Source organism: Natrinema sp. DC36, from assembly GCF_020405225.1.
Taxonomy (GTDB): Archaea; Halobacteriota; Halobacteria; order Halobacteriales; family Natrialbaceae; genus Natrinema.
Genome location: NZ_CP084472.1, coordinates 2,753,209 through 2,772,172, shown reverse-complemented (window position 1 = coordinate 2,772,172; position 18,964 = coordinate 2,753,209). Strand labels below are relative to the sequence as shown.

18 protein-coding genes and 1 pseudogene are annotated in these 18,964 nt (G+C 63.7%); 6 read left to right on the top strand and 13 right to left on the bottom strand.

The window, feature by feature from the left end; genetic code table 11:
* Nucleotides 1-201 precede the first annotated feature (201 nt).
* The 4 genes and pseudogenes from LDH74_RS14340 to LDH74_RS14330 all read left to right on the top strand — a co-directional run bounded on the left by LDH74_RS14340 (nt 202) and on the right by LDH74_RS14330 (nt 1,572).
* Nucleotides 202-339: a hypothetical protein gene (locus tag LDH74_RS14340; protein ID WP_226039392.1), complete on the top strand. Its 138-nt coding sequence runs from the start codon at nt 202-204 to the stop codon at nt 337-339.
* Nucleotides 340-482: 143 nt separating this feature from the next.
* Nucleotides 483-605: pseudogene (locus tag LDH74_RS26475) on the top strand (DUF123 domain-containing protein); the annotation flags it as partial.
* A gap of 83 nt (nt 606-688) precedes the next feature.
* Nucleotides 689-907, top strand: coding sequence for a DUF123 domain-containing protein (locus tag LDH74_RS26470; protein WP_345778559.1), 219 nt, complete (start codon nt 689-691; stop codon nt 905-907).
* Nucleotides 908-957: 50 nt separating this feature from the next.
* A complete protein-coding gene (locus tag LDH74_RS14330; RefSeq protein ID WP_226039391.1) occupies nt 958-1,572 on the top strand; it encodes a peroxidase-related enzyme in 615 nt (204 codons plus the stop codon).
* A gap of 133 nt (nt 1,573-1,705) precedes the next feature.
* On the opposite strand, the gene gltB is transcribed toward LDH74_RS14330, so the two are convergent.
* The 6 genes from gltB to LDH74_RS14300 form a co-directional block, all read right to left on the bottom strand.
* Entirely contained in the window at nt 1,706-6,265 is a 4,560-nt protein-coding gene (gltB, locus tag LDH74_RS14325; protein ID WP_226039390.1) for a glutamate synthase large subunit, read from the bottom strand.
* 649 nt (nt 6,266-6,914) lie between these two features.
* The gene (proS, locus tag LDH74_RS14320; protein ID WP_226039389.1) at nt 6,915-8,396 is read right to left on the bottom strand and encodes a proline--tRNA ligase; all 1,482 of its coding nucleotides are present in this window, start codon (nt 8,394-8,396) and stop codon (nt 6,915-6,917) included.
* Between the two features lie 66 nt (nt 8,397-8,462).
* On the bottom strand, nt 8,463-9,701 hold the full coding sequence (locus LDH74_RS14315; RefSeq protein WP_226042532.1) for an MBL fold metallo-hydrolase: 1,239 nt from the start codon (nt 9,699-9,701) through the stop codon (nt 8,463-8,465).
* A 136-nt stretch (nt 9,702-9,837) separates the two neighbouring features.
* Nucleotides 9,838-10,260, bottom strand: coding sequence for an SHOCT domain-containing protein (locus LDH74_RS14310; protein ID WP_226039388.1), 423 nt, complete (start codon nt 10,258-10,260; stop codon nt 9,838-9,840).
* 102 nt (nt 10,261-10,362) lie between these two features.
* The gene (locus LDH74_RS14305; protein ID WP_226039387.1) at nt 10,363-10,707 is read right to left on the bottom strand and encodes a hypothetical protein; all 345 of its coding nucleotides are present in this window, start codon (nt 10,705-10,707) and stop codon (nt 10,363-10,365) included.
* Between the two features lie 54 nt (nt 10,708-10,761).
* Complete coding sequence (locus LDH74_RS14300; RefSeq protein ID WP_226039386.1) at nt 10,762-11,040, bottom strand: hypothetical protein; 279 nt, start codon at nt 11,038-11,040, stop codon at nt 10,762-10,764.
* Nucleotides 11,041-11,373: 333 nt separating this feature from the next.
* On the opposite strand from LDH74_RS14300, the gene LDH74_RS14295 reads away from it, so the two are divergent.
* Nucleotides 11,374-11,772, top strand: a complete 399-nt coding sequence (locus LDH74_RS14295; protein ID WP_226039385.1) for a 30S ribosomal protein S6e — start codon at nt 11,374-11,376, stop codon at nt 11,770-11,772.
* Between the two features lie 28 nt (nt 11,773-11,800).
* Nucleotides 11,801-12,238: a hypothetical protein gene (locus tag LDH74_RS14290; protein WP_226039384.1), complete on the top strand. Its 438-nt coding sequence runs from the start codon at nt 11,801-11,803 to the stop codon at nt 12,236-12,238.
* A 162-nt stretch (nt 12,239-12,400) separates the two neighbouring features.
* Here the strand turns inward: LDH74_RS14290 and LDH74_RS14285 are convergent, their stop codons facing one another.
* The 7 genes from LDH74_RS14285 to LDH74_RS14255 all read right to left on the bottom strand — a co-directional run bounded on the left by LDH74_RS14285 (nt 12,401) and on the right by LDH74_RS14255 (nt 18,941).
* Nucleotides 12,401-12,901: a helix-turn-helix transcriptional regulator gene (locus LDH74_RS14285; protein WP_226039383.1), complete on the bottom strand. Its 501-nt coding sequence runs from the start codon at nt 12,899-12,901 to the stop codon at nt 12,401-12,403.
* Between the two features lie 340 nt (nt 12,902-13,241).
* A complete protein-coding gene (locus tag LDH74_RS14280; RefSeq protein WP_226039382.1) occupies nt 13,242-13,703 on the bottom strand; it encodes a FlaD/FlaE family flagellar protein in 462 nt (153 codons plus the stop codon).
* Nucleotides 13,704-13,878: 175 nt separating this feature from the next.
* Complete coding sequence (gene flaJ, locus LDH74_RS14275) at nt 13,879-15,606, bottom strand: archaellar assembly protein FlaJ (RefSeq protein WP_226039381.1); 1,728 nt, start codon at nt 15,604-15,606, stop codon at nt 13,879-13,881.
* 6 nt (nt 15,607-15,612) lie between these two features.
* Nucleotides 15,613-17,292 (bottom strand): type II/IV secretion system ATPase subunit, encoded by a 1,680-nt coding sequence (locus tag LDH74_RS14270; protein WP_226039380.1) that lies wholly within the window; start codon nt 17,290-17,292, stop codon nt 15,613-15,615.
* Nucleotides 17,293-18,021, bottom strand: coding sequence for an ATPase domain-containing protein (locus tag LDH74_RS14265; RefSeq protein WP_226039379.1), 729 nt, complete (start codon nt 18,019-18,021; stop codon nt 17,293-17,295). It lies immediately after the preceding gene.
* Nucleotides 18,018-18,488, bottom strand: coding sequence for a flagellar protein G (locus tag LDH74_RS14260; RefSeq protein WP_226039378.1), 471 nt, complete (start codon nt 18,486-18,488; stop codon nt 18,018-18,020). Before LDH74_RS14260 ends, LDH74_RS14265 begins: the two co-directional genes overlap by 4 nt.
* 3 nt (nt 18,489-18,491) lie before the next feature.
* On the bottom strand, nt 18,492-18,941 hold the full coding sequence (locus LDH74_RS14255) for a flagellin (RefSeq protein WP_226039377.1): 450 nt from the start codon (nt 18,939-18,941) through the stop codon (nt 18,492-18,494).
* Nucleotides 18,942-18,964: the final 23 nt, after the last annotated feature.

The following is an 18,964-nucleotide window of genomic DNA, read 5'->3' as shown; positions in this document are numbered from 1 at the left end:
TCACGATTGCGGGAGAAAACTGTGGCGGACGAGGACGTTTCCACGGGAACGAAACCCTCGCGACCACCGGCAGTCCATCCTAAAGCGCCGATTGGCCTCGACTGACAGTACCGTGTGACTACCACTCGATAACAATAATTAATTTTCTATTCAAAAACTATACTTGGCAATGCGTAAATACCCTCGACTCAAAACTGAGACATGGACGCACCCGAACGCAGAGATCCAATTACTGGTGTTTCGATCGAACGACCCGATACCCCGGTCTACATGCCCGGAACGCCGACCGACTCGTTTACGGAAACCCTCGAGCGCATCGTCAGCATGGTTCTCCGCTGAGACTGAACCTGTAGAACAACTCCTCGAACAATCTGCAGTCGTACGGAACCGTCGCGTACTGCGAGACGCGAGTTTCGGAGATCGCCGGCGAGCACCGATCGAAACTACCCTCGTTTTTGCCGCCGCTGCTCCGACTGCTCCGTATGAGCGGGACGGACGTCCTCGTGATCGATCTGATGGAGACGACGATCATCGAGGTCGGTGCGCTCGGGGACCGGGAGTTCACCGCAGGCACGTACGCCTACGTCGGGAGCGCGTTCGGCCCCGGTGGATTCAGTCGCATTGACCGCCGTCGGAGCAAGCTCCGTCAAGCTCCCACTCGCTTCGCTCGCGAGAACGCCACTGGCACATCGATTACCTGCTCGGGAATTCCGCAACCCGACTCGAGACCGCGATCACGTTCCCGGGCGCTGACCGGGAGTGTGAGCTCGCGGGGCCGCTTCCCGGAACGCCGGTTCCCGACTTCGGGGCGTCGGACTGTGACTGCGGCTCGCACCTCCTCGAGGTCTCGGTCGACGACTCCGTTCTCGAGGTAGCGGCCGACGCGGGCGGCATCGTCGACAGCTAGCGTTCGCCGTTCGCCCCTGAGTTATTAGGGGTGCATGTGAAACGGTAGCTATGGCCAACTCAGGTTCCGACGCCGAATCAGCGACCGACCCCGAACTCAGCGACGACGCGATGGCACGGTTCTCCGTTCCGGAATTCGACGACCTCCCCGAAGATCTCCGGGATCGAATCGCGGAGGAAACCGACCGCGCCGGGTTCACCCCGAACGTGTTCTCCGCGTTCGCGTACAAGCCCTCCCACTTCCGGGCGTTCTTCCAGTATCACGACGCACTCGTCGAGGATACGGCCCTCGAGCGCGAGGAGATCGAGATGATTATCGTCGCCGTTTCCGGTGTCAACCACTGCTACTACTGCAACGTCGCCCACGGGGCGCTCGTTCGAATTTACGCCGACGATCCGACGCTGGCCGACCAACTCATCGCGAACTACCGGACGGCGGATATTAGCGACGCTCACCGGACGATGCTCGACATCGCGGTCACGCTCACTGAACGGCCGACAGAGGTCGAACCGGCCGATCTCGAGGCGCTACGCGACGCCGGCTTCAGCGAGGAAGCGATCTGGGACATCGCTGCCGTCACGGCCTACTACAACATGAGCAATCGAATGGCCACGTTCGCCGAGATGCGACCGAACGACGAGTTCCACACGCTCGGTCGCGAGTGAAGAGCGAACTCCGCCCCGTTCTCCTCCATTTCGGACTCCAGTGGCCGGTCGGATCGCGACCGCCTCCGCTATCGGGTGTCGAAACGACGGACAGAAACGAAACCGGATCGCGACCGCTCGAGACGAACGGCCGTCAGTCGTCGCTCGCCGCGAAACTGGCCGATTCGGATTCGGCTGCCACCTCGGGCGCACCGGGCAGTTCGTTGCGGACGTCGTCGCTCCCCTGCTCGGTGATCGCCTCGTAGTAGGCCTCGGGCATGACCTTCACGAAGGACTCGAGCGCGCGCTCCCAGTTCTCGAGGAGGTGCTGGCCGCGCTCGGAGCCGGTGTACGCGACGTGGTTCTCGACGAGCCGACGGAGCATCCGTTCGTCTTTCTCCTCGAGGTCGTCGTGAAGCGAGACCATGCCGGTGTTGGCCTTCGCCGCGAACTCGTCGTCGGGGTCGTAGACGTACGCGACGCCGCCGGACATGCCGGCGGCGAAGTTCTTCCCGGTCTCGCCGAGGACGGCGACGACGCCGCCGGTCATGTACTCGCAGCCGTGGTCGCCGACGCCCTCGACGACGGCCTTGGCTCCGGAGTTGCGGACGGCGAAGCGCTCGCCGGCGACGCCGTTGACGTACAGCTGACCGTCGGTCGCACCATAAAGCGCAACGTTGCCGATCGAGACGTTCTCGGTGGGATCGTAGCTTGCGGTCTCGGGCGTGCGGATCGTGAGTTTGCCGCCGGAGAGCCCCTTGCCGACGTAGTCGTTCGCACTGCCGTCGAGGTGCATCGAGACGCCGCTGGCGAGGAACGCACCGAAGCTCTGGCCGGCGGTCCCCGCCGCGTCGATGGTGATCGTATCCTCCGGGAGGCCGGATTCGCCGTAGCGGTCCGTAATGCGGTTCGAGAGCATCGCGCCGACGGTCCGGTCGACGTTCGTGACGTCCGTCTCGAGCGAGACCGGGTCCTGATTCTCGATGGCGTCGGCCGCGGCCTCGATGAGGTCGCGGTCGAGCTGGTCCTCGAGCTCGTGGTCCTGTTCGCGGATCTTGCGGCGGACGTCGCCGCCCGGATCCGCCAGCACTTCCGAGAGGTCGACCTTGCGGGCCTTCGGGTGGTCGACGTCGGTGCGCTGTTCCAGGACGCCAACCTGCCCGATCATCTCGTCGATGGTCTCGTAACCGAGCTCGGCCATGATCTCGCGCAGCTCCTGGGCGATGAACGTCATGTAGTTGATGACGTGTTCGGGCTCGCCGGGGAAGCGCTTGCGCAGGTCCTCGCGCTGGGTGGCGACGCCGACCGGACAGGTGTTCTTGTGACACTGTCGGGCCATCACGCAGCCGCCGGTGACCAGCGAGGCGGTGCCGAAGATGTACTCTTCAGCGCCGAGGAGGGCGGCGACGGCGACGTCGCGCCCGGTTTTCATCCCGCCGTCGGTCGAGACGCGGATGCGATCGCGGAGGCCGGTCGCACAGAGCATCTGGTTGGCCTCGGCGAGGCCGAGTTCCCAGGGGAGACCGGCGCTCTTGATCGAGGTGCGCGGCGAGGCACCGGTGCCGCCGTCGTGACCCGAGATGTGGACCACGTCGGCGTTGGCTTTCGCGACGCCGGCGGCGACCGTGCCGATGCCGGCCTCGGAGACGAGTTTGACGTTGATGTCCGCCGTCTCGTTCGCTGCCTTCAGGTCGAAGATCAGCTGCTTGAGGTCCTCGATCGAGTAGATGTCGTGCAGCGGCGGCGGGGAGATCAGCCCCACGCCGGGCGTCGACTTGCGGACGTGGGCGATCATCTCGTTGACCTTCGAGCCGGGGAGGTGGCCGCCCTCGCCGGGCTTCGAGCCCTGTGCCATCTTGATCTGCAGCTCGTCGGCGTTCGAGAGGTACGTCGAGGTGACGCCGAAGCGACCCGACGCCACCTGTTTGACGTTACACTCGCGCTCGGTGTTGAACCGCTCGGGCGGTTCGCCGCCCTCGCCGGAGTTGGACTTGGCGCCCAGCCGGTTCATCGCGATCGAGTTGTTCTCGTGGGCCTCCGGCGAGAGGCTTCCGAGACTCATCGCGGCCGTCGAGAACCGCTGGACGATGTCCTTGATCGGCTCGACGTCCTCGATCGGAACCGGATCGCGATCCGACTCGAACTCGAGTAAGCCCCGAAGCGTCTGGAGGTTCTGTTGCTGGTCGTTGATCTGCTCGGCGAACTCCTGGTAGCGCTCGTAATCGTTCGAGCGGACCGCCTGCTGGAGCGCGCCGACGGTCTGGGGGTTCCACTGGTGGTAGATCCCGTCCGAGCGGTGTTCGAACTCGCCGTGGCGGTCGAGGTCGGCGTCCTCGTCGTTGCCGTCGAAGGCGGTGGCGTGGCGCTCGCGAAGATCCTCCTCTATTTCCGCGAGACCGATCCCCTCGGTGCGGTTCTCGGTGCCTTCGAAGTACTCGCCGACCAGTCCCGAGTCGAGGCCGACGGCCTCGAAGATCTGGGCGCCCTGATAGCTCTCGACCGTCGAGATGCCCATCTTGGCCATGATCTTCAGCAGGCCGTCCTCGACCGCGCCGACGTAGGCGTCGATGGCGACTTCGGTGTCCGCGCCGTCGGGGCCGGCGGTGATGTCTTCGATCGTCTGGTAGGCCAGATACGGGTTGACCGCACCCGCGCCGTAGCCGACCAGCGTCGCGAAGTGGTGGACGGTGCGCGGATCGGCGGACTCGACGACGAGGCCGACGTGGTTGCGCAGCCCGTTACGAACGAGGTGATGGTGGACGCCGCCGGTCGCCAGGAGGCTCGGGATCGCGACCCGGTCGTCGTCGACGGCCCGGTCGGAGAGGACGATGACATCGTGATCGCCGTCCTCGATGGCTTCGACGACGTCCTCACGGACGCGCTCGATGGCGGCTTCAAGGTCGTCGCCCGGCTCCTCGCTTTCGGGTTCGTAGGTGATGTCGATCGTCGCGGCGGTGATCCCGTTGGTCGAACAGTCGCGGATCGAGCCGAGTTCGGCGTCCGTCAGAATCGGCGAGTCGAGCACGAGCTGGCGGGCGTGTTCGGGCGACTCGTCGAGCAGGTTGCGCTGGAAGCCCAGCCGGCTCTCCATCGAGGTGACCAGTTCCTCGCGGATGTAGTCCAGCGGCGGGTTCGTGACCTGCGCGAACAGCTGCTTGAAGTAGGAAAAGAGCGGTCGGTTGAACTCGGTGAGCACCGACAGCGGCGTGTCGTCGCCCATCGAGCCGACGGGGTCTTTCCCCTTCTGGGTCATCGGCTCGATCATGTTCTCGAGTTCGTCGTGCGTGTACCCGAACGCGGCCTGATAGTCGCGCAGCCCCGAGACCGCCTGCTGTGGCGAGCGGTCGTTCGTGGTGCGGATATCGTCGAGATGGACCTGCTCCTGGGCGACCCACTCGCCGTAGCGGTCGTCGGTGAGGTCCTCGAAGACCTCCTCGTCAGGAATGACGCGCCCCTCGTTGGGGTCGGCGAGGAACAGCTGTCCGGGCTTGAGACGGCCGCGCTCTTCGATGTTCTCGGGATCGGTCTCGAGCGCGCCGGCCTCGCTGGCCATGATCAGTTGATTGTCCGTCGTCACGTCGTACCGGCAGGGGCGCAGTCCGTTGCGGTCGAGGACGGCACCGACGCGTTCGCCGTCGGTCGCCGCGACGAGCGCGGGACCGTCCCACGGCTCGACGAGCGAGGCGTGGAAGTCGTACCAGTCTCTCCGATCGGGGTCCATCGCGTCGTCGCCGCGCCAGGCCTCGGGAACGAGCATCCGCAGGGCGTGTTCGAGGTCCCGGCCGCCCTGCATGAGGAGTTCGAGGGCGTTGTCGACGCTCGCCGTGTCGGATTGGTCGGGGTCGTCGATGATCGGCTTGACCGCCTCGAGATCCTCTAAGACCTCACTCTCGATGTCGGTCTCGCGGGCGCGCATCCAGTTGATGTTCCCCTGAATGGTGTTGAACTCGCCGTTGTGGATGATGTTCCGGTAGGGGTGGGCGAGGTGCCAGGCGCCGAGCGTGTTCGTCGAGAACCGCTCGTGGACCATCGCGAACGTCGATTCCATCCGCTCGTCGGTGAGATCGGGATAGTAGGCGGGGACCTGAACGCCTTTCAGCAGTCCCTTGTAGACGACCGTCTTCGAGTCGAGAGAGACGACGTAGAAGCGCTCTTTGTTCTCGATATCGGCGCTTTCGACGGCGTTCTCGAGAGCGCGTCGGGCGACGTAGAGACGGCGGTCGAAGTCGTCGCCGGAGATATCGTCGTCGGGTGCGACGACGACCTGCCGGACATCGGGCTCGGAGTCGACGGCCGTCTGCCCGAGGTCGTCGTTGTTCGTCGGCACGTCGCGCCACTCGAGGACCGAGAGATCGTAGGTAGCGACGGTTTCCTCGACCAGCGAGACGAGCGCGTTGCGGGCCGCGTCGTCCTGAGGCAAAAAGAGCGAACCGACGGCGTACGTGTCCGGAAGTTCGACGTCGAGCACGTCTCGGAAGAACGAATCGGGCGTCTGGAGCATGATGCCGGCCCCGTCGCCGGTGTCTTTCTCCGCCCCGGTCGTCCCTCGGTGCTCGAGATTGACGAGTAGTTCGAGTCCGTCGGCGACGACGTCGTGGCCCCCATCCCCATCGAGATCCATGACGACGCCGACGCCGCAGTTCGACCGCGCGTCCGCGGGGTCGGCGAGCCCCTGTGAACGCTCGGCGGATGACGCTATATGTGGCTGTGGCATAGCCCTCCCTAGCGGAAACAGATATAAGAGGCTAACCCATTATGGCTAAGTGTATTATAAACACATATGGTGCAATATAAGGTGTTTGTGGGTCCCTTATAGGGGCGCATCGTCGCCGTTCACGCGCCTTCTCGCCGCAGTTGCTACTGCTTTCGGATCGAGCTACCGCTCTGGGGTTGAGATCTAGGGCGGCACTGTTCGAACCCCCTTCCGGGAAGCGGCGCTTCCCGACAGCGGGGTGAATTGTCAGAGGCACGTAGTGTTCACCCACCAGAGTGAACACCACAGTCTCTAGTTACTCGCCTCCGGTAAGCACTATTGGGTTAAAGAGTTAGGTCCATGTGACAGTAGAACCAACGATTCGTCGCGGTGACCGTTCGAGTCAGTTCCCGAAGGGAGGTCGGCCGTTTCGCGTGGGGTGTCCGCCTTGACACTTGGAACCGACGACCCATCACACCGTTTCGCGCATCCCGCTGGGACGAGAGCTCCGCCGAAGACGACGCCGAATCCGGAGTCGCTGCTGCCGGCAGCGAAATATCGGAAAATAGCTGGTTCGATTCTCGGCTCGAGTGAGTAACGACGAGTCGACGTGTTACCGCCGAGCGGGCGTGTTACCGCCGAACGGGCCTGCTCCCGTCGAGTAACCGCGCTAGTACGACTTCGCGAAGTAGGCGATCTCGTCGGCGGGATCGCCACAGACGCCGCACTCGTCGCGGTCGGGTTCGGGTACTTCGCCGGCCGTCGTCCCGCCCTCGTCGGCCAGGGGCTGCATGACGATCTCGGCGGCGATCTTCTCCTTGATGGCCTCCTCGCAGGCCTCGTCGCCACACCACGCCGTCTTCACGTAGCCGCCGTGTTTACCGATCGTCCCGAGGATCTCCTCCGGACTGTGGGCCTCTCGGACGTTCTCCTCGAGGTTCTCCTCGGCTGCCTCGTACAGCTTGTCGTAGATCTCGTCGAGGTGCTCGTCGACGGCGTCGACGATCTCGTCGCGCTCGGCGACGGACTGCTCGTTGTCCGGCCGGTGGACCAGCGTGACTTCCCCGTCGTCGACCTCGTGGGGACCGATCTCGAGTCGCAGCGGGATCCCGTTGAGCTCGTGTTCGTTGAACTTGAAGCCGGGATTGCGCTCGTCGCGGTCGTCGAGTTCGACGCGGAACCCGGCGTCCTCGAGGTCCGCTGCGATCCCCTCGGAGTACTCGAGGACATCGTCCTTGGTATCCTCCTGCCAGATGGGGACGATGACGACCTGTGTCGGCGCGACCGTCGGCGGAAGCACGAGCCCCTGATCGTCGGAGTGGGTCATGATGAGCGCCCCGATCGCTCGCCAGGAGAGCCCCCACGAGGTGGTGTAGGCCGTCTGTTCGGCCTCGTCCTCGTCCGCGAAGGTGATGTCGAACGCCTCGGCGAAGCTCTGGCCGAGGTTGTGGCTCGTCGCTCCCTGGACGGACTTGCCGTCGGGCATCAGCGCCTCGACGGTCGTCGTCGTATCCGCGCCGGGGAACTTGTCGTGTTCGGGCTTCTTACCCCGCAGCACCGGAATCGCCAGCACGTCCTCGTAGACGCGCTCGTACTGGCCGAGACGGGTCCAGACCTCCTCCCACGCGCCCTCGTTGCTCGCGTGGGCGGTGTGGCCCTCCTGCCACATGAACTCCTTCGTCCGGAAGAACGGCTTCGTCTCCGTCGCCTCCCATCGTACGACCGAACACCACTGGTTGAGGCGCATCGGCAGATCGCGGTGGCTGCGGGTCCACTCGGCCATGAAGGGCGCGATGATCGATTCGCTCGTGGGACGGACGGCGAGACGCTCCTCGAGTTCCTCGTGGCCGCCCTGGGTCACCCACGCGACCTCGGGGTCGAACCCTTCGACGATGTCCTTTTCGCGCTCGAGGTAGCTCTCGGGGATGAACATCGGGAAGTAGACGTTGTCGACGCCGGTCTCCTTGAACCAGCCGTCCAGCGAGTCCTGAATGGCCTCCCAGAGGGCGTAGCCGCGAGGTTTCGTGACGATGAACCCGCCCATCGGGGCGTAGTCCGCGAGGTTCGCCTTCTGGACGACCTCGGCGTACCACTCCCCGGGCTTGTGCGATTTCGACTCGGTGATCCCGAGTTCTTGACTCTCGTCGCTCATTGTGTCGACATGCAGGCAGCGCGGGCTTAAACCATGCGAAGGCCACCGGCGACGTCGCCCGAGCGCTTAGACTCCAATTCGCTCGCCCAGTTCGGGTGCCGTCGCGTCGTAGCCGTCGGCGCGCAACGCCGCCGCGAACGCCTCGCAGCGATCGCCGTGGTTGATCAGTACCGTCGCGTCCGCGTAGGACTCGAGGAACGTACGAACCCCATCTCGATCCGCGTGCGCGGAGAAATCGTACTGTTCGACCTGCGCGCTGACCGGCATCATCCGGCCGTCGATCTCGGCGCTCCCGGTCTCGAGCAGGTCGCGGCCGGGCGTCCCCTCGACCTGATAGCCCGTCATGGCGATCTTGTTCGTCGGGTGGGAGCGGATCGCGGGCACGTAGGTCATCGCGGGGCCGCCGTGGAGCATCCCGCTGGTCGTGACGATCACGGTATTCTGTTCGGCGATCCGTTTGCGCTGGCCGTCGCGGCCGTTGACGAATCGCGCGTTGCCCTTCGCCCGGCGCAGCAGGTCCGGATCGCGCAGAAACCCTCGGTTCGCATCCCGGAGAAAGAGTTCCGTGACTCGTTTGCCCATCCCGTCGACGTAGCACTCGAGGTCGTATTCCTCGCAGATGCAGAGCACCTCCTGCGTGCGGCCGATGCCGAAGGCGGGGACGACGACGGTGCCGCCCTCCCAGATCGTCGTTCGAAGACTCTCGGCGAACTCGCGTTCGATCTCGGGCCGCGGCGGTCGCGTCACGTCCGAGTAGGTGCTTTCACAGAGGACCACGTCGGCGTCGGGCCGCGCGGTGGTGCCCTCGAGTAACCGCTGTTCCTCGGTGTGGAAGTCGCCGGTGTAGAGCAGTCTCGTCTCGCCGTCATCGACGAGCACGTGGGCGCTACCGGGAACGTGGCCGGCGTCGAAAAAGGTGACTTCGTACCCGGCGGCCTCGAAGGCACTCTCGTAGCCGTGGGTCTCGGAGACTTCCGCGACGCGAGCCAGTTCCGCCTCGGTGAACGGACAGTCGTAGCTCCCGCCGTGGAGCTTCAGCGTGTCCCGCGCGAGGACCGTGGCGAGGTCGTACGTCGGTTGCGTCCAGTGGATAGGCGGCCGCGCGTCGCCCGACAGGAGTGTCGGGACGGAGCCGACGTGATCGAGGTGGCCGTGACTGACGACGACGGCGTCGGGATCGACGTCGCCGATCGGAAACGCCGGCGGGTTCCCCGAATCCATTCCGAAATCGAGCAAGAGCGTGTCGTCGATGAGGATCGCGCTCCGGCCAATCTCGCGCGCGCCACCCAGCAACTGGACGTCCATTACGAGTCCCTTGCACCTCACCCGGTTTGCTTCCGTTGGTTCGCGGATTCCGGTCGAGCAACTCGTCGTCCGCATCCGAGAACGAGAACTGGACGTAGCGATCACGGGACCGGTGCCAGCGAGTCCGGAGCCGGTATCAGTGATCCCGGAGTCGATGTCGGTCATTCGAGGGCCGTCGGGAACTCGAGCGATCGAAGTCCGTTCGACCGCGTCCCTCGTCCGGTTCGAGGACCCGCTCGAGTTCTCGTTCGAACTCGTCGTCGTCGAGTTCGCCGTCGACGTACCGAGAGCGAACTCGGTCCTCGGGAGCGGTCCGGTCGTCGGACCGCTGTGGCGGACGCGCGTCGTCTCCGGCGGCTGAATCGCCACTGAACACTGAAAACAGCCCGACGATCGCCAGGACGAACAGGCTCAGGACGGCGAGCGAGACGATCATCGAGAGGACGGCGACGACGAGGGAGAGCGCGATACCGACGATCGTTCCGACGACGCTCAACGCGATGAGCGCGAGTACGAGTACGCCGATTCCCTGCAGCAGGACGGAACTGAGACGTCCCATACGCATCGTTCGTCCGATGTGCACAAAAATCACGCGGGCCGTAGACGGCGATATTCTGCGTATAGTGACCCTCTCTCGAGTGGACGGCTCTTTGTAGCGGCGTCAGGAACTGTTCGATCGAAGGTCGTTCGCATCGGCCCGCCGGGCGTCGGCCCGTTCGGTCAGCCCGATGAGATAGACGTCGAGGAGACAGATCAACAGGATCGCGAGCGGTACGGCGACGTCGGTGAAGCGCACCGCGTCGAACTGCAGCGCCGTCACGACGAACGGGTCGCCCGGTTCGAACGCGCCCGACAGCGATCGCGCGCTCAGGAACGCGAGCGCGAGGCCGTAGCAGACGAACCAGATCCCGGCGCGTTTCCACCGACCGAGGTAACAGTGGCCGAGGCCGGCCACGAGCGCTGACAGCGGATACGCCGGCCAGACCGGTCGTGACAGCTCGCTCATTGAGAGCCACTTACGTCGTGGAAGATAATCCGTGTTGTCCTTTCGACCGAGCGGTTATTTCCGATACTGACGGATCCCGAACCGGCCGTAGCCGCCGTATGCAACCTCGAGCGAGCCGATCCACCAGTTCCATCGCTCGGGTGGGGTTCCGTCGGGGGCGTCAGAGAGTTCGTCGATGACGATATCGTTCGTCAGCGTCACACCCACATCTCCCTCGTACTGGTTGGAATCCGCGAGATCGACGGCCTGCCGAACGACGACGCGCGACTGCCCCATCGTTCCGCCGAACTCCTCGCGCAGGCGGATCTCGAGTCGTCCGGGATCGATGAACACGGCTACTCGTTGGGGGTCGGGGTACTTGACTGTTCGAGCGGTCGAACGCTGAAACGCCGCTGGGTCGAGTGGCCGGGCGGACGGCTCGAGCAACGCGAGAGCCGTCCAACTCGGGGGAGGGCAGGTGGTCACTCGGTATGACCGCGAGCGAACCCGAAGGGTGAGCGAGCGGGCCGACGACTGACCCAGAAGCCGCGCTTGGCGCGGCTGGCGGGGAAGGAGGAGTGCTTTTGATCGACCTTTTGCGCTGCGCTCCCTCACTTCGTTCGGTCGCTCGGCAAAAGGTCGGTCCCGATCGATGATCTTTTGAGCGACGGCCGTCTTCCGTCGGGCATGGCAAGTTTCACTGTCGTTGTCGGCGACCCCGAATCCGGGTCGTCCTATCAGCTCGAGGCGGAGGAACAGGACGCGAACCGATTCATGGGCAAGTCGATCGGCGAGGAGGTCGACGGCGGCTCGGTCGGCCTCGACGGCTACACGCTCGAGATCACCGGCGGCTCCGACAAGGCGGGCCGTCCACTCAACGGCGAGGTCTCCGGGCCGAATCTGACGGAAGTGCTGATGAACGGCCGACAGACGGGCTACCGTCCGGACCGTGACGGCGAGCGTCGCCGGATCACGGTTCGCGGTCGCGAGATTTCCGACGCCGTCGCGCAGGTCAACGCCTCGATCGCCGAACGCGGGAGCACCGACGTCGACGACCTCCTCGGCGAGGGCGGCGACGACGAGTAAATCGCAACGATACATTCGATTCGTTTTTATGGGAGACAGAGTTGCGAGCGACCATCCTTCGGTAGAGACGGTCCGGTCGACGTGTATAGAGACGGCGACCGGCGTCAAACTCGAGGTGCCGGCCGACGAACGCGATGCGTTTTCGACCGACGAGGTCGTCCGAGTCGTCCTCGACGGCGAGGAACTGTTCGCGCGAGTCGAGCGGGCGCTGACGGGCGATGACCTGTCGGTTCCGGGCGTCTACGAGACGCCGGACGAGGCCCGAGACCCCAGCGGCGCGACCGACCGACTCTCGGAGTGGACCGCCGAGCGCGATATTCCGGCGGGGGGATCGGTGCTGGTCGACGTCGTCGAATCCGAGTTCCTCTACGGCCTTCGCGCACCCGGCGAGACGACCTATTACGACGCGCGAGCGCCGCCGAGCGATAGTCTGAGCGAGATCGCGAAGGATCTCGAGGACCACTGATTCGCGAGCCCCCGATCTCGGCGGTAGCCGAGCTTTGGCCGGGAAATAGCGTTGTCACGACCGGACCGACGCGGCTCCGTCGACTCGAGCCTGTCAGTGCCGGGTGACTTCGGGTTCGAAAACGCGGTCGCCCGTAACTCGAGCGCGGAAAACGGGAGTGCCTTAGAGTCGCGGCAGAAATGCGTACAGCAGCAGGCCGAAGGCGAGGTGCTGTACCATCGTCCGCTCGACGGTCGCGCGGACGTACTCTTCGTCGGCGATCGAGTACTCCTTGGTTCTGACCTTGGCGTGCATCGAGAGCACGTCCTCTTCCTCCAGGTTGTGGAGACTCGGATAGACGGTGCCCGGACTGAGCTGGGCTCCGAAGAGGTGGGTCAGGTCCGAGAGGAGCTCTTTCCCGTGTGTTTCTTCGTGGAGCGCGATGAGCATCAGGAGGATTTCGTCCAAGTTCTCCTTGATGATAGCCTCGTCGAACTGGACCTCGTCGGTCGGGAGCGCGCTGTTTACCTGCGCCATCAGTTCGTCGAGTTCGCGTTCGACGTCTCTGGTCGCATCGTCGGTCGATCCGAGCGAGATATCGTACGATTCCGACTGGTTGTCCGCAGTCGCCGCCCTCGACAGTTCGTCGAGCACGGATTCGGTATTTGGAGTGTCCTCACGCATTGACGATCACCTATGGGGGGACGTGATGTGAACCGTTCCGCAGCCGTCGACCACGCACTGTCGCCGGATGATCGGTGACGGTCCCACTCACGACTACTGAGTTCCTGACACCGACCCGTATTAAGAGACAGGGAAGTGAATGGTATCGAATATAGATAAATCAAGATTCCGTGAATGATACAATAAACATTCACTTATGGACTCTTCGGATACTAGTCTGTGTGAGGGGACAAAACAAAACATTTGAACATAAATTTCTGTATAACTCATTTAAATGTGAATTTATAGCCGCCAGTTCGAAATCGATGATAAGTGTTATGGCCAAAAGCCGAATATATGCTCAGTGCTGAGATGGACCGTCTCGGATGATGCTTACCATCTCGTTCGGTTCGTCGCCGTCGTCCTCGTCGTCATCGATTCGTCGTTCGACCCGCCGCTCGGCCATCCGTGCGATCATCACGTGTTCCTCGAGGTCGTCGCCTCGAATCTTCGCGATGTACTCGAGGGTCTGGGCGTGGGCGCTGAAGAGCGTCCCGCTCAGGGACTCGAGCGGATACTCGAGCGTCGTCGGTTCGTCGTAGCGTTTGTTGTGGATCTCCCCGAGGGAGAGCCCGCGAAGGTACGAGGTCATCTGCTCGCGGACGAGCGGGCTGATCCAGCCCAGGTCCTCGTAGTACCGCAGGCAGTTCAGCGCGCCCGTCGTGCCGAAGGTCTCGCCGAGAAAGCGCGCCCACTGGATGGTGGCGTTGGTTCGCCCGGCCGATCGCTCGAGCGTCTGAAGATATGGTTTTTGATCTGGCATGGATGGCTGGTGTCGCCGGTCTACTGTAATTCAGTCGTCCGCTACTCAAGAACATTCACGTCATTACGAACGGTGAGTCGTCGTCGCTACCGGATCGAAGGCTGCTGGATTGCGAGCGATCGGGGTGAGTCGATCGATGGCCGGTCGGCCGTCGGGGTGACGAGTCCGAACGCCGCTACACGCTGATAGCTATCCCGACGACGTACTCCGTGATGACCGCGATTACGGCACCGAGCCACGTCAGGAAGACGAAGTGAACCAGCGCGCTGATAATGTGGCCGCGGTCGGTGAGTCGAATCATGATCGCCGAGAGCGCGGCATTGATGACGATCGTCAGAAGCAATAGATACTCGATGACCTGAATGTCGTACTGCTCGGTGCTGAGCAACCCCCCGGTGAAGCTGCTCTGTTCTTGGAGGTCCATCTCGCCCGTGATCTCCATCATGATTTCGACGACCTCGAGGCCGACGAAAAACGAGAAGACGGCCGCGGCGGTGATGCCGTAGAGGACGCCGATCAGGGTCATCGTCGCCTGATCGCGTTGCTCGCGGACTTTGAGCACTTCGTTCTGGTTCTCGCTGATGACCTGCCCGAGGACCTTCGGATCGCCCCCCATCTGGCGACCGACGACGTACATGTCGCCGAACTTCTGGATGAGATAGGAGCCGGTCTCCGCCGCGAACAGCCGCCACGAGCGGATGTCGTCGATCCGCATGTTGAGCCGCTTGTACAGCGCGTCGACGTTGTCGGTTAACGCCCCGAAGTCCTTGCGCCGCAGGCTCTCGAGGACGCTCCCGGTCGAGGTCTGTTTGACGCTCTCGACGGCACCGAGCGCGCGGATGAAGCTGGGGAACTCCCCGTCGCGGACCTTGACCTTTTGTTCTTCCTGTCGCATCCGCCACCCGGGGAGGAGCAGTGGTGTCACGGGGATCGCGACCATGATCGGCAGCGGGACGCGGCTGGCGATCCCCGGCACGATCCCGAAGAGGGCTAGTCCCATCACGACGGCGAGGAGGATGCTACAGCCGATACCGATCGCGAGCGCTCGCGGAATCCGGGTGAGCGGGCCGGTCCCTTCCGTCTCCTCGATATACCAGAGGGGATCGTACGGCGAGATGACGTGGACCGCGTAGATGAACGCAACCTGCACGATCGTGAACATGGCGATGGTGCCGCCGATCAACAGCGTCGGGCTCGTTCCGGTCAGGATCGGCAGAACGATCGCGAACACGAGGATGAACGCTACCGACAGCATCATCGACATGTACAGCTCTTTCATCACGTCGAGTTTCCCCAGGTCCGCCTCGTACCGGGTGACGAACTGCTGGATGATCGTGTCCTGTTCGTCGATCAGGAACTCGCTGATCTGCTGGCCGCCGCCGACCGTGTACGCCAGCCGCTCGAGGAAATCGGTCAGGAGCGGACTCGTCGTCTGTTTGGCGCGGAGCCGGCAGGCGTCGTCGAGGCTCTGGTTCCAGGTGTCGACCATCGCGACGAGGTGTCCCATCTCCTCGGCCAAGGCGTCGTACTCGTCTTCCTCCGCGAGGGTACGGAAGATCTCGACGCGGTTGATGTTCGTCATCGAGAGGACGGTGATGTGGGTCAAGAAGAGGTGAAAGCGCTGGCGAATCTGCTTGCGCTTTCGGTCCTGGGCCAGCTTGGGGTAGATGATCGCGACGACCATCGCCAGCAGTCCCAGGAGGACGACCGGGAGGCCGATCAGCAGCGAGAGTCCGAGCACGACGACCACGACGCCGCTCCCGATGAAGAACGCGAACGCGGGCGCGATGACGAGCAGGAGATACCGCGAGGCACCCATCTCCATGTTCGCGTACGCCCTGTTGAGCGACTCGAGGGCCGATCGAGTGCTCATGTCGGGCGCGGACTGGGAGTCTGTTGACATAGTATCTCAGGCGAACTGGTCGATGCCGCTGATCCGGATGGGTAATCCCTCGAGGCCGTCGCGATGGAAGCCGGCGATCGCGTCGTTGACCTCGTGGTAGCCCAGCACGTCGGCGTCGATGAGCTGGCGGATGATCTCCGCCCGACGGTCGAGCTCGTCGTAGATCTTCCGGGTGTCCTGGTAGCCCAGCAGCGTCGCGATCTGCTCCTCGAGAACGAAGGAGTTGTTGCGACCCGTAAAGGCGACCTCGTCGTCGCGGGGGTCCCACTTGAACGCCTGGCGGGTGACGACGCCGCCCTCGTAGTCGGAGTAGCCCTCGATCTCCTGGACCGACGTGACTCGCCGGAGGACGTCGTCGCCCTGCTTGACCCGGTTCTGGAACAGCGCGACGTCGCAGTTGTCCATGAACGTCTCGGGGACGTTGATCGGTGCCCCGGTAAAGCGCTGAATCATCGAGACGATGTCGCTGGCGTGGAAGGTCAGCATGACGGGGTGACCGGTCTGTGCCGCTTGGAACGCCATCTGCCCCTCCGCCCCGCGGACCTCGCCCACGATGATGTAGTCCGGACGCGATCGGAGGGCCGCCGCGACCAGGTCGAACATGTCCACGTCGGCCGACTCGTCGCCGGATCCCTCGCGAGTGAGCAGTTGCTGCCAGGTGTTGTGCGGCGGAATGACCTCAGAGGTGTCCTCCGCTGTGTAGATCTTCGCGTCGCGCGGAATGAACGACAGCGCCGCGTTCAGCGTCGTCGTCTTTCCCGAGGCCGTCTCACCGACGACGAACACGGTCTGCTCGTTCTCGAGACAGAGCCAGAGGTACGCGGCCAGTTCCGGGGAAATCGTCCCCCACTTCGTGATCTGGAAGACCGACAGCGGGATCTCCTCGCCCTGTCGGATGGTCATCGAGGGCCCCTGGACGGAGACGTCGTCGGAGTAGATGATGTTGATACGCGAGCCGCCGGGCAGCGTCGCGTCGATGATCGGATCGGAGTCGCTGATCGGGTGGTTCATCCGTTCGCCCATGTTCCGGAGCCACTGCTCGAACTCCTCGGGCGTCCCGAAGTCGACGGTGGCCGAGATCATGCCGTACGTGCCGTGATCGAGGTAACACTGCTTCGGACCGATGACGTGGATGTCCTCGTTGGCCGTGTCGGCCATCACCGGTTCCAGCGGGCCGAGGCCGACGATGTCGCGCTGGAGCTGGTAGCGCAATCGGGTGAACTGATCCTGCGAGAGCGAGACCTTGCTCGTGCCGAAGGACTTGAGCCGACCGATCGACTGGCCGGTGATCCCGGACGTGATTTCGACGACTTCGTCCAAGAGTTCGTCCAGGTGCTCCTCGAACTCCTCGTTGTCGCCCGGTGCCGGTCGAGTCACGCTCTTGTCGAGGATTCGCTGTCGGATCTGGTCGTACAGCGCCTTGTCCTCGTCCTCGAGGGTCGGCTCGACGCAGTAGTAGGTGGTGTCGATCCCCATATCGCCGTAGACGTGACAGAAGATCGGTGCCTCGGCTTCGTAGATGACGTTCGGCCGTTTCGACTCCCACTCCTCGGACGGTTCGTCGATGAGTTTCGGATACTCGCCGTACTCCTCGTGGAACCACTCGAGGTGTTCCCGCAGGTGCGGGTGCTCGTCGGCCAGTGCGTCGAGTTCGTTCTCGAGTCGTGCGCTTCCGAAGTCTGACATTTAGGCCACCGTTCTGCTGACGATCGAGATCCCCCGTCCCTGTTGGACGGTGAACCCGATGGAGTCGTCGACCGGACTCTTCATGTTCTGAAACCGCCGGACCAGAACCTTTCGTCTGATCTCCTGACCGACCGTGTTCGTCTCGATCTGAAAGTAGATGTCGGCCATGTTCCGCAGCGGTCGCAACGCGTCGTCACGGACGCTCGTCGGATCGACCGTCAGCACGACCGATTTGTCCTTCATCGTCATCTGGCGCAGGAACGTGACGAGCCGTTGAATGACGTGGTCCTCGTCCCCCGCTTCGATGACGCCCTCGTAGTTGGGATCGTTCCGCAACAGCGCCGAGAGGGTATCGACGAAGACGACGTCGGCCTTCCAGAGCGTCTCCGCGCTCGCGAGTCGCGCGAGGAGCTGGCGTTTCCGGCCCTCGTCGTGCGTGTCGATGTTCGCGTGCAAGAACAGCAACTGTTCGTCCAACAGCAGATCGACCACGTCGTAGGACAGCGAGTGCATCTGCTGGACGAACTCCCAGGACTCGAGTTCCGTCGAGATGTAGGTGACGTAGACGTCCTCGGAGGCGATCCCGTAGGAAAAGCGCTGGGAGAGGGCGCTCTTGCCCGCGCCGTCTTGGCCTTCGATGAGCATGATGCTCCCGGCTGGAATCCCGCCCCCGATGGCGGTGTTTACCCGATCTTGATCGGTCAGTCCGATGGAATAGTAGTCTGTCATGGGACGTAGAATTCGAACACCTCCTCCGCACCGTTGACGGTCACGCTGATCCGGTGTTCCGTCTCCGGATCGAACGGCTGCTCGAGAGCTATCTCGAGTTCGGCGACCGTTCCGTCCCGCCAGGGGCCGCCGCCGTCCCGTACCGTGACCGTGAACGCGTCGTTCGAGACGTACGAGCCGTCGACCAGCACGTCGAGTTCGGTGCTGTCGGCCGTGAGCGTCTTTCGGCCGGTGTTTTTCACGAGGAGCGTGACGTTCTCCGCACCGCTCGAGTTGTACACCGCGTCGCTCCCCGGATCGCTAATGATCTCGATGTCGGTATCGATCTTGTCCGTCATGTCGCCGCTCTGACTGTCGACCGAATTACTCAGGTCGTTGACGTTGGTCACCAGCGTGCCGGCGACGCCGGCGGCGACCAACATCGCGGCGATGAACAGGATCAGCGTCGAAACGGAGTCACCGGCCATGGCTCACCCTCCGACCTCCGTTACCGTCTCGGCGATCCCGTGTTCGGTTACCAGTTTCACCCTGTCCGGTTCGGGCGTCCTGTTGGCTACCGTCACGTGCAGCGTCTCGCCGGGTTGCCACAGCTCGCGTTCGGCGCTGCTCTCGACGCTCGTGGTGTACGAGTCCCGCGTCTGGTAGACGCCGTCGACCAGCAGATCCGTCTCGGTGACCGAGAGCGTCGTCGAGCCGGTGTTGTTCACGCTCATGGTAAAGTCGTTTGTGCCGCTCTCGTTGTAGCTCCACGAGTCGACCGCGATCGCCGTGTTTCGCATCGACAGCGTCCGATCGTCGCGGTCCTGAATCGCCGTCCGTCGCTCCTCCTGTGCCGAGTGAAAGACCGGATAGGCGATCCCCGCGGCGACCAGCACGCCGACGAAGATGATCGCCGTCGCGCCACTGGTACTGAACCCCACGCGCGATCACCGTCCTCCCTCGG

Coding starts and splice junctions, on each gene's coding strand:
- LDH74_RS14340 (WP_226039392.1), top strand. CDS start 202: ATGGACGCACCCGAACGCAGAGATCCAATTACTGGTGTTTCGATCGAA.
- LDH74_RS14330 (WP_226039391.1), top strand. CDS start 958: ATGGCCAACTCAGGTTCCGACGCCGAATCAGCGACCGACCCCGAACTC.
- gltB (WP_226039390.1), bottom strand. CDS start 6,265: ATGCCACAGCCACATATAGCGTCATCCGCCGAGCGTTCACAGGGGCTC.
- proS (WP_226039389.1), bottom strand. CDS start 8,396: ATGAGCGACGAGAGTCAAGAACTCGGGATCACCGAGTCGAAATCGCAC.
- LDH74_RS14315 (WP_226042532.1), bottom strand. CDS start 9,701: ATGGACGTCCAGTTGCTGGGTGGCGCGCGCGAGATTGGCCGGAGCGCG.
- LDH74_RS14310 (WP_226039388.1), bottom strand. CDS start 10,260: ATGGGACGTCTCAGTTCCGTCCTGCTGCAGGGAATCGGCGTACTCGTA.
- LDH74_RS14305 (WP_226039387.1), bottom strand. CDS start 10,707: ATGAGCGAGCTGTCACGACCGGTCTGGCCGGCGTATCCGCTGTCAGCG.
- LDH74_RS14295 (WP_226039385.1), top strand. CDS start 11,374: ATGGCAAGTTTCACTGTCGTTGTCGGCGACCCCGAATCCGGGTCGTCC.
- LDH74_RS14290 (WP_226039384.1), top strand. CDS start 11,801: ATGGGAGACAGAGTTGCGAGCGACCATCCTTCGGTAGAGACGGTCCGG.
- LDH74_RS14285 (WP_226039383.1), bottom strand. CDS start 12,901: ATGCGTGAGGACACTCCAAATACCGAATCCGTGCTCGACGAACTGTCG.
- LDH74_RS14280 (WP_226039382.1), bottom strand. CDS start 13,703: ATGCCAGATCAAAAACCATATCTTCAGACGCTCGAGCGATCGGCCGGG.
- flaJ (WP_226039381.1), bottom strand. CDS start 15,606: ATGTCAACAGACTCCCAGTCCGCGCCCGACATGAGCACTCGATCGGCC.
- LDH74_RS14270 (WP_226039380.1), bottom strand. CDS start 17,292: ATGTCAGACTTCGGAAGCGCACGACTCGAGAACGAACTCGACGCACTG.
- LDH74_RS14265 (WP_226039379.1), bottom strand. CDS start 18,021: ATGACAGACTACTATTCCATCGGACTGACCGATCAAGATCGGGTAAAC.
- LDH74_RS14260 (WP_226039378.1), bottom strand. CDS start 18,488: ATGGCCGGTGACTCCGTTTCGACGCTGATCCTGTTCATCGCCGCGATG.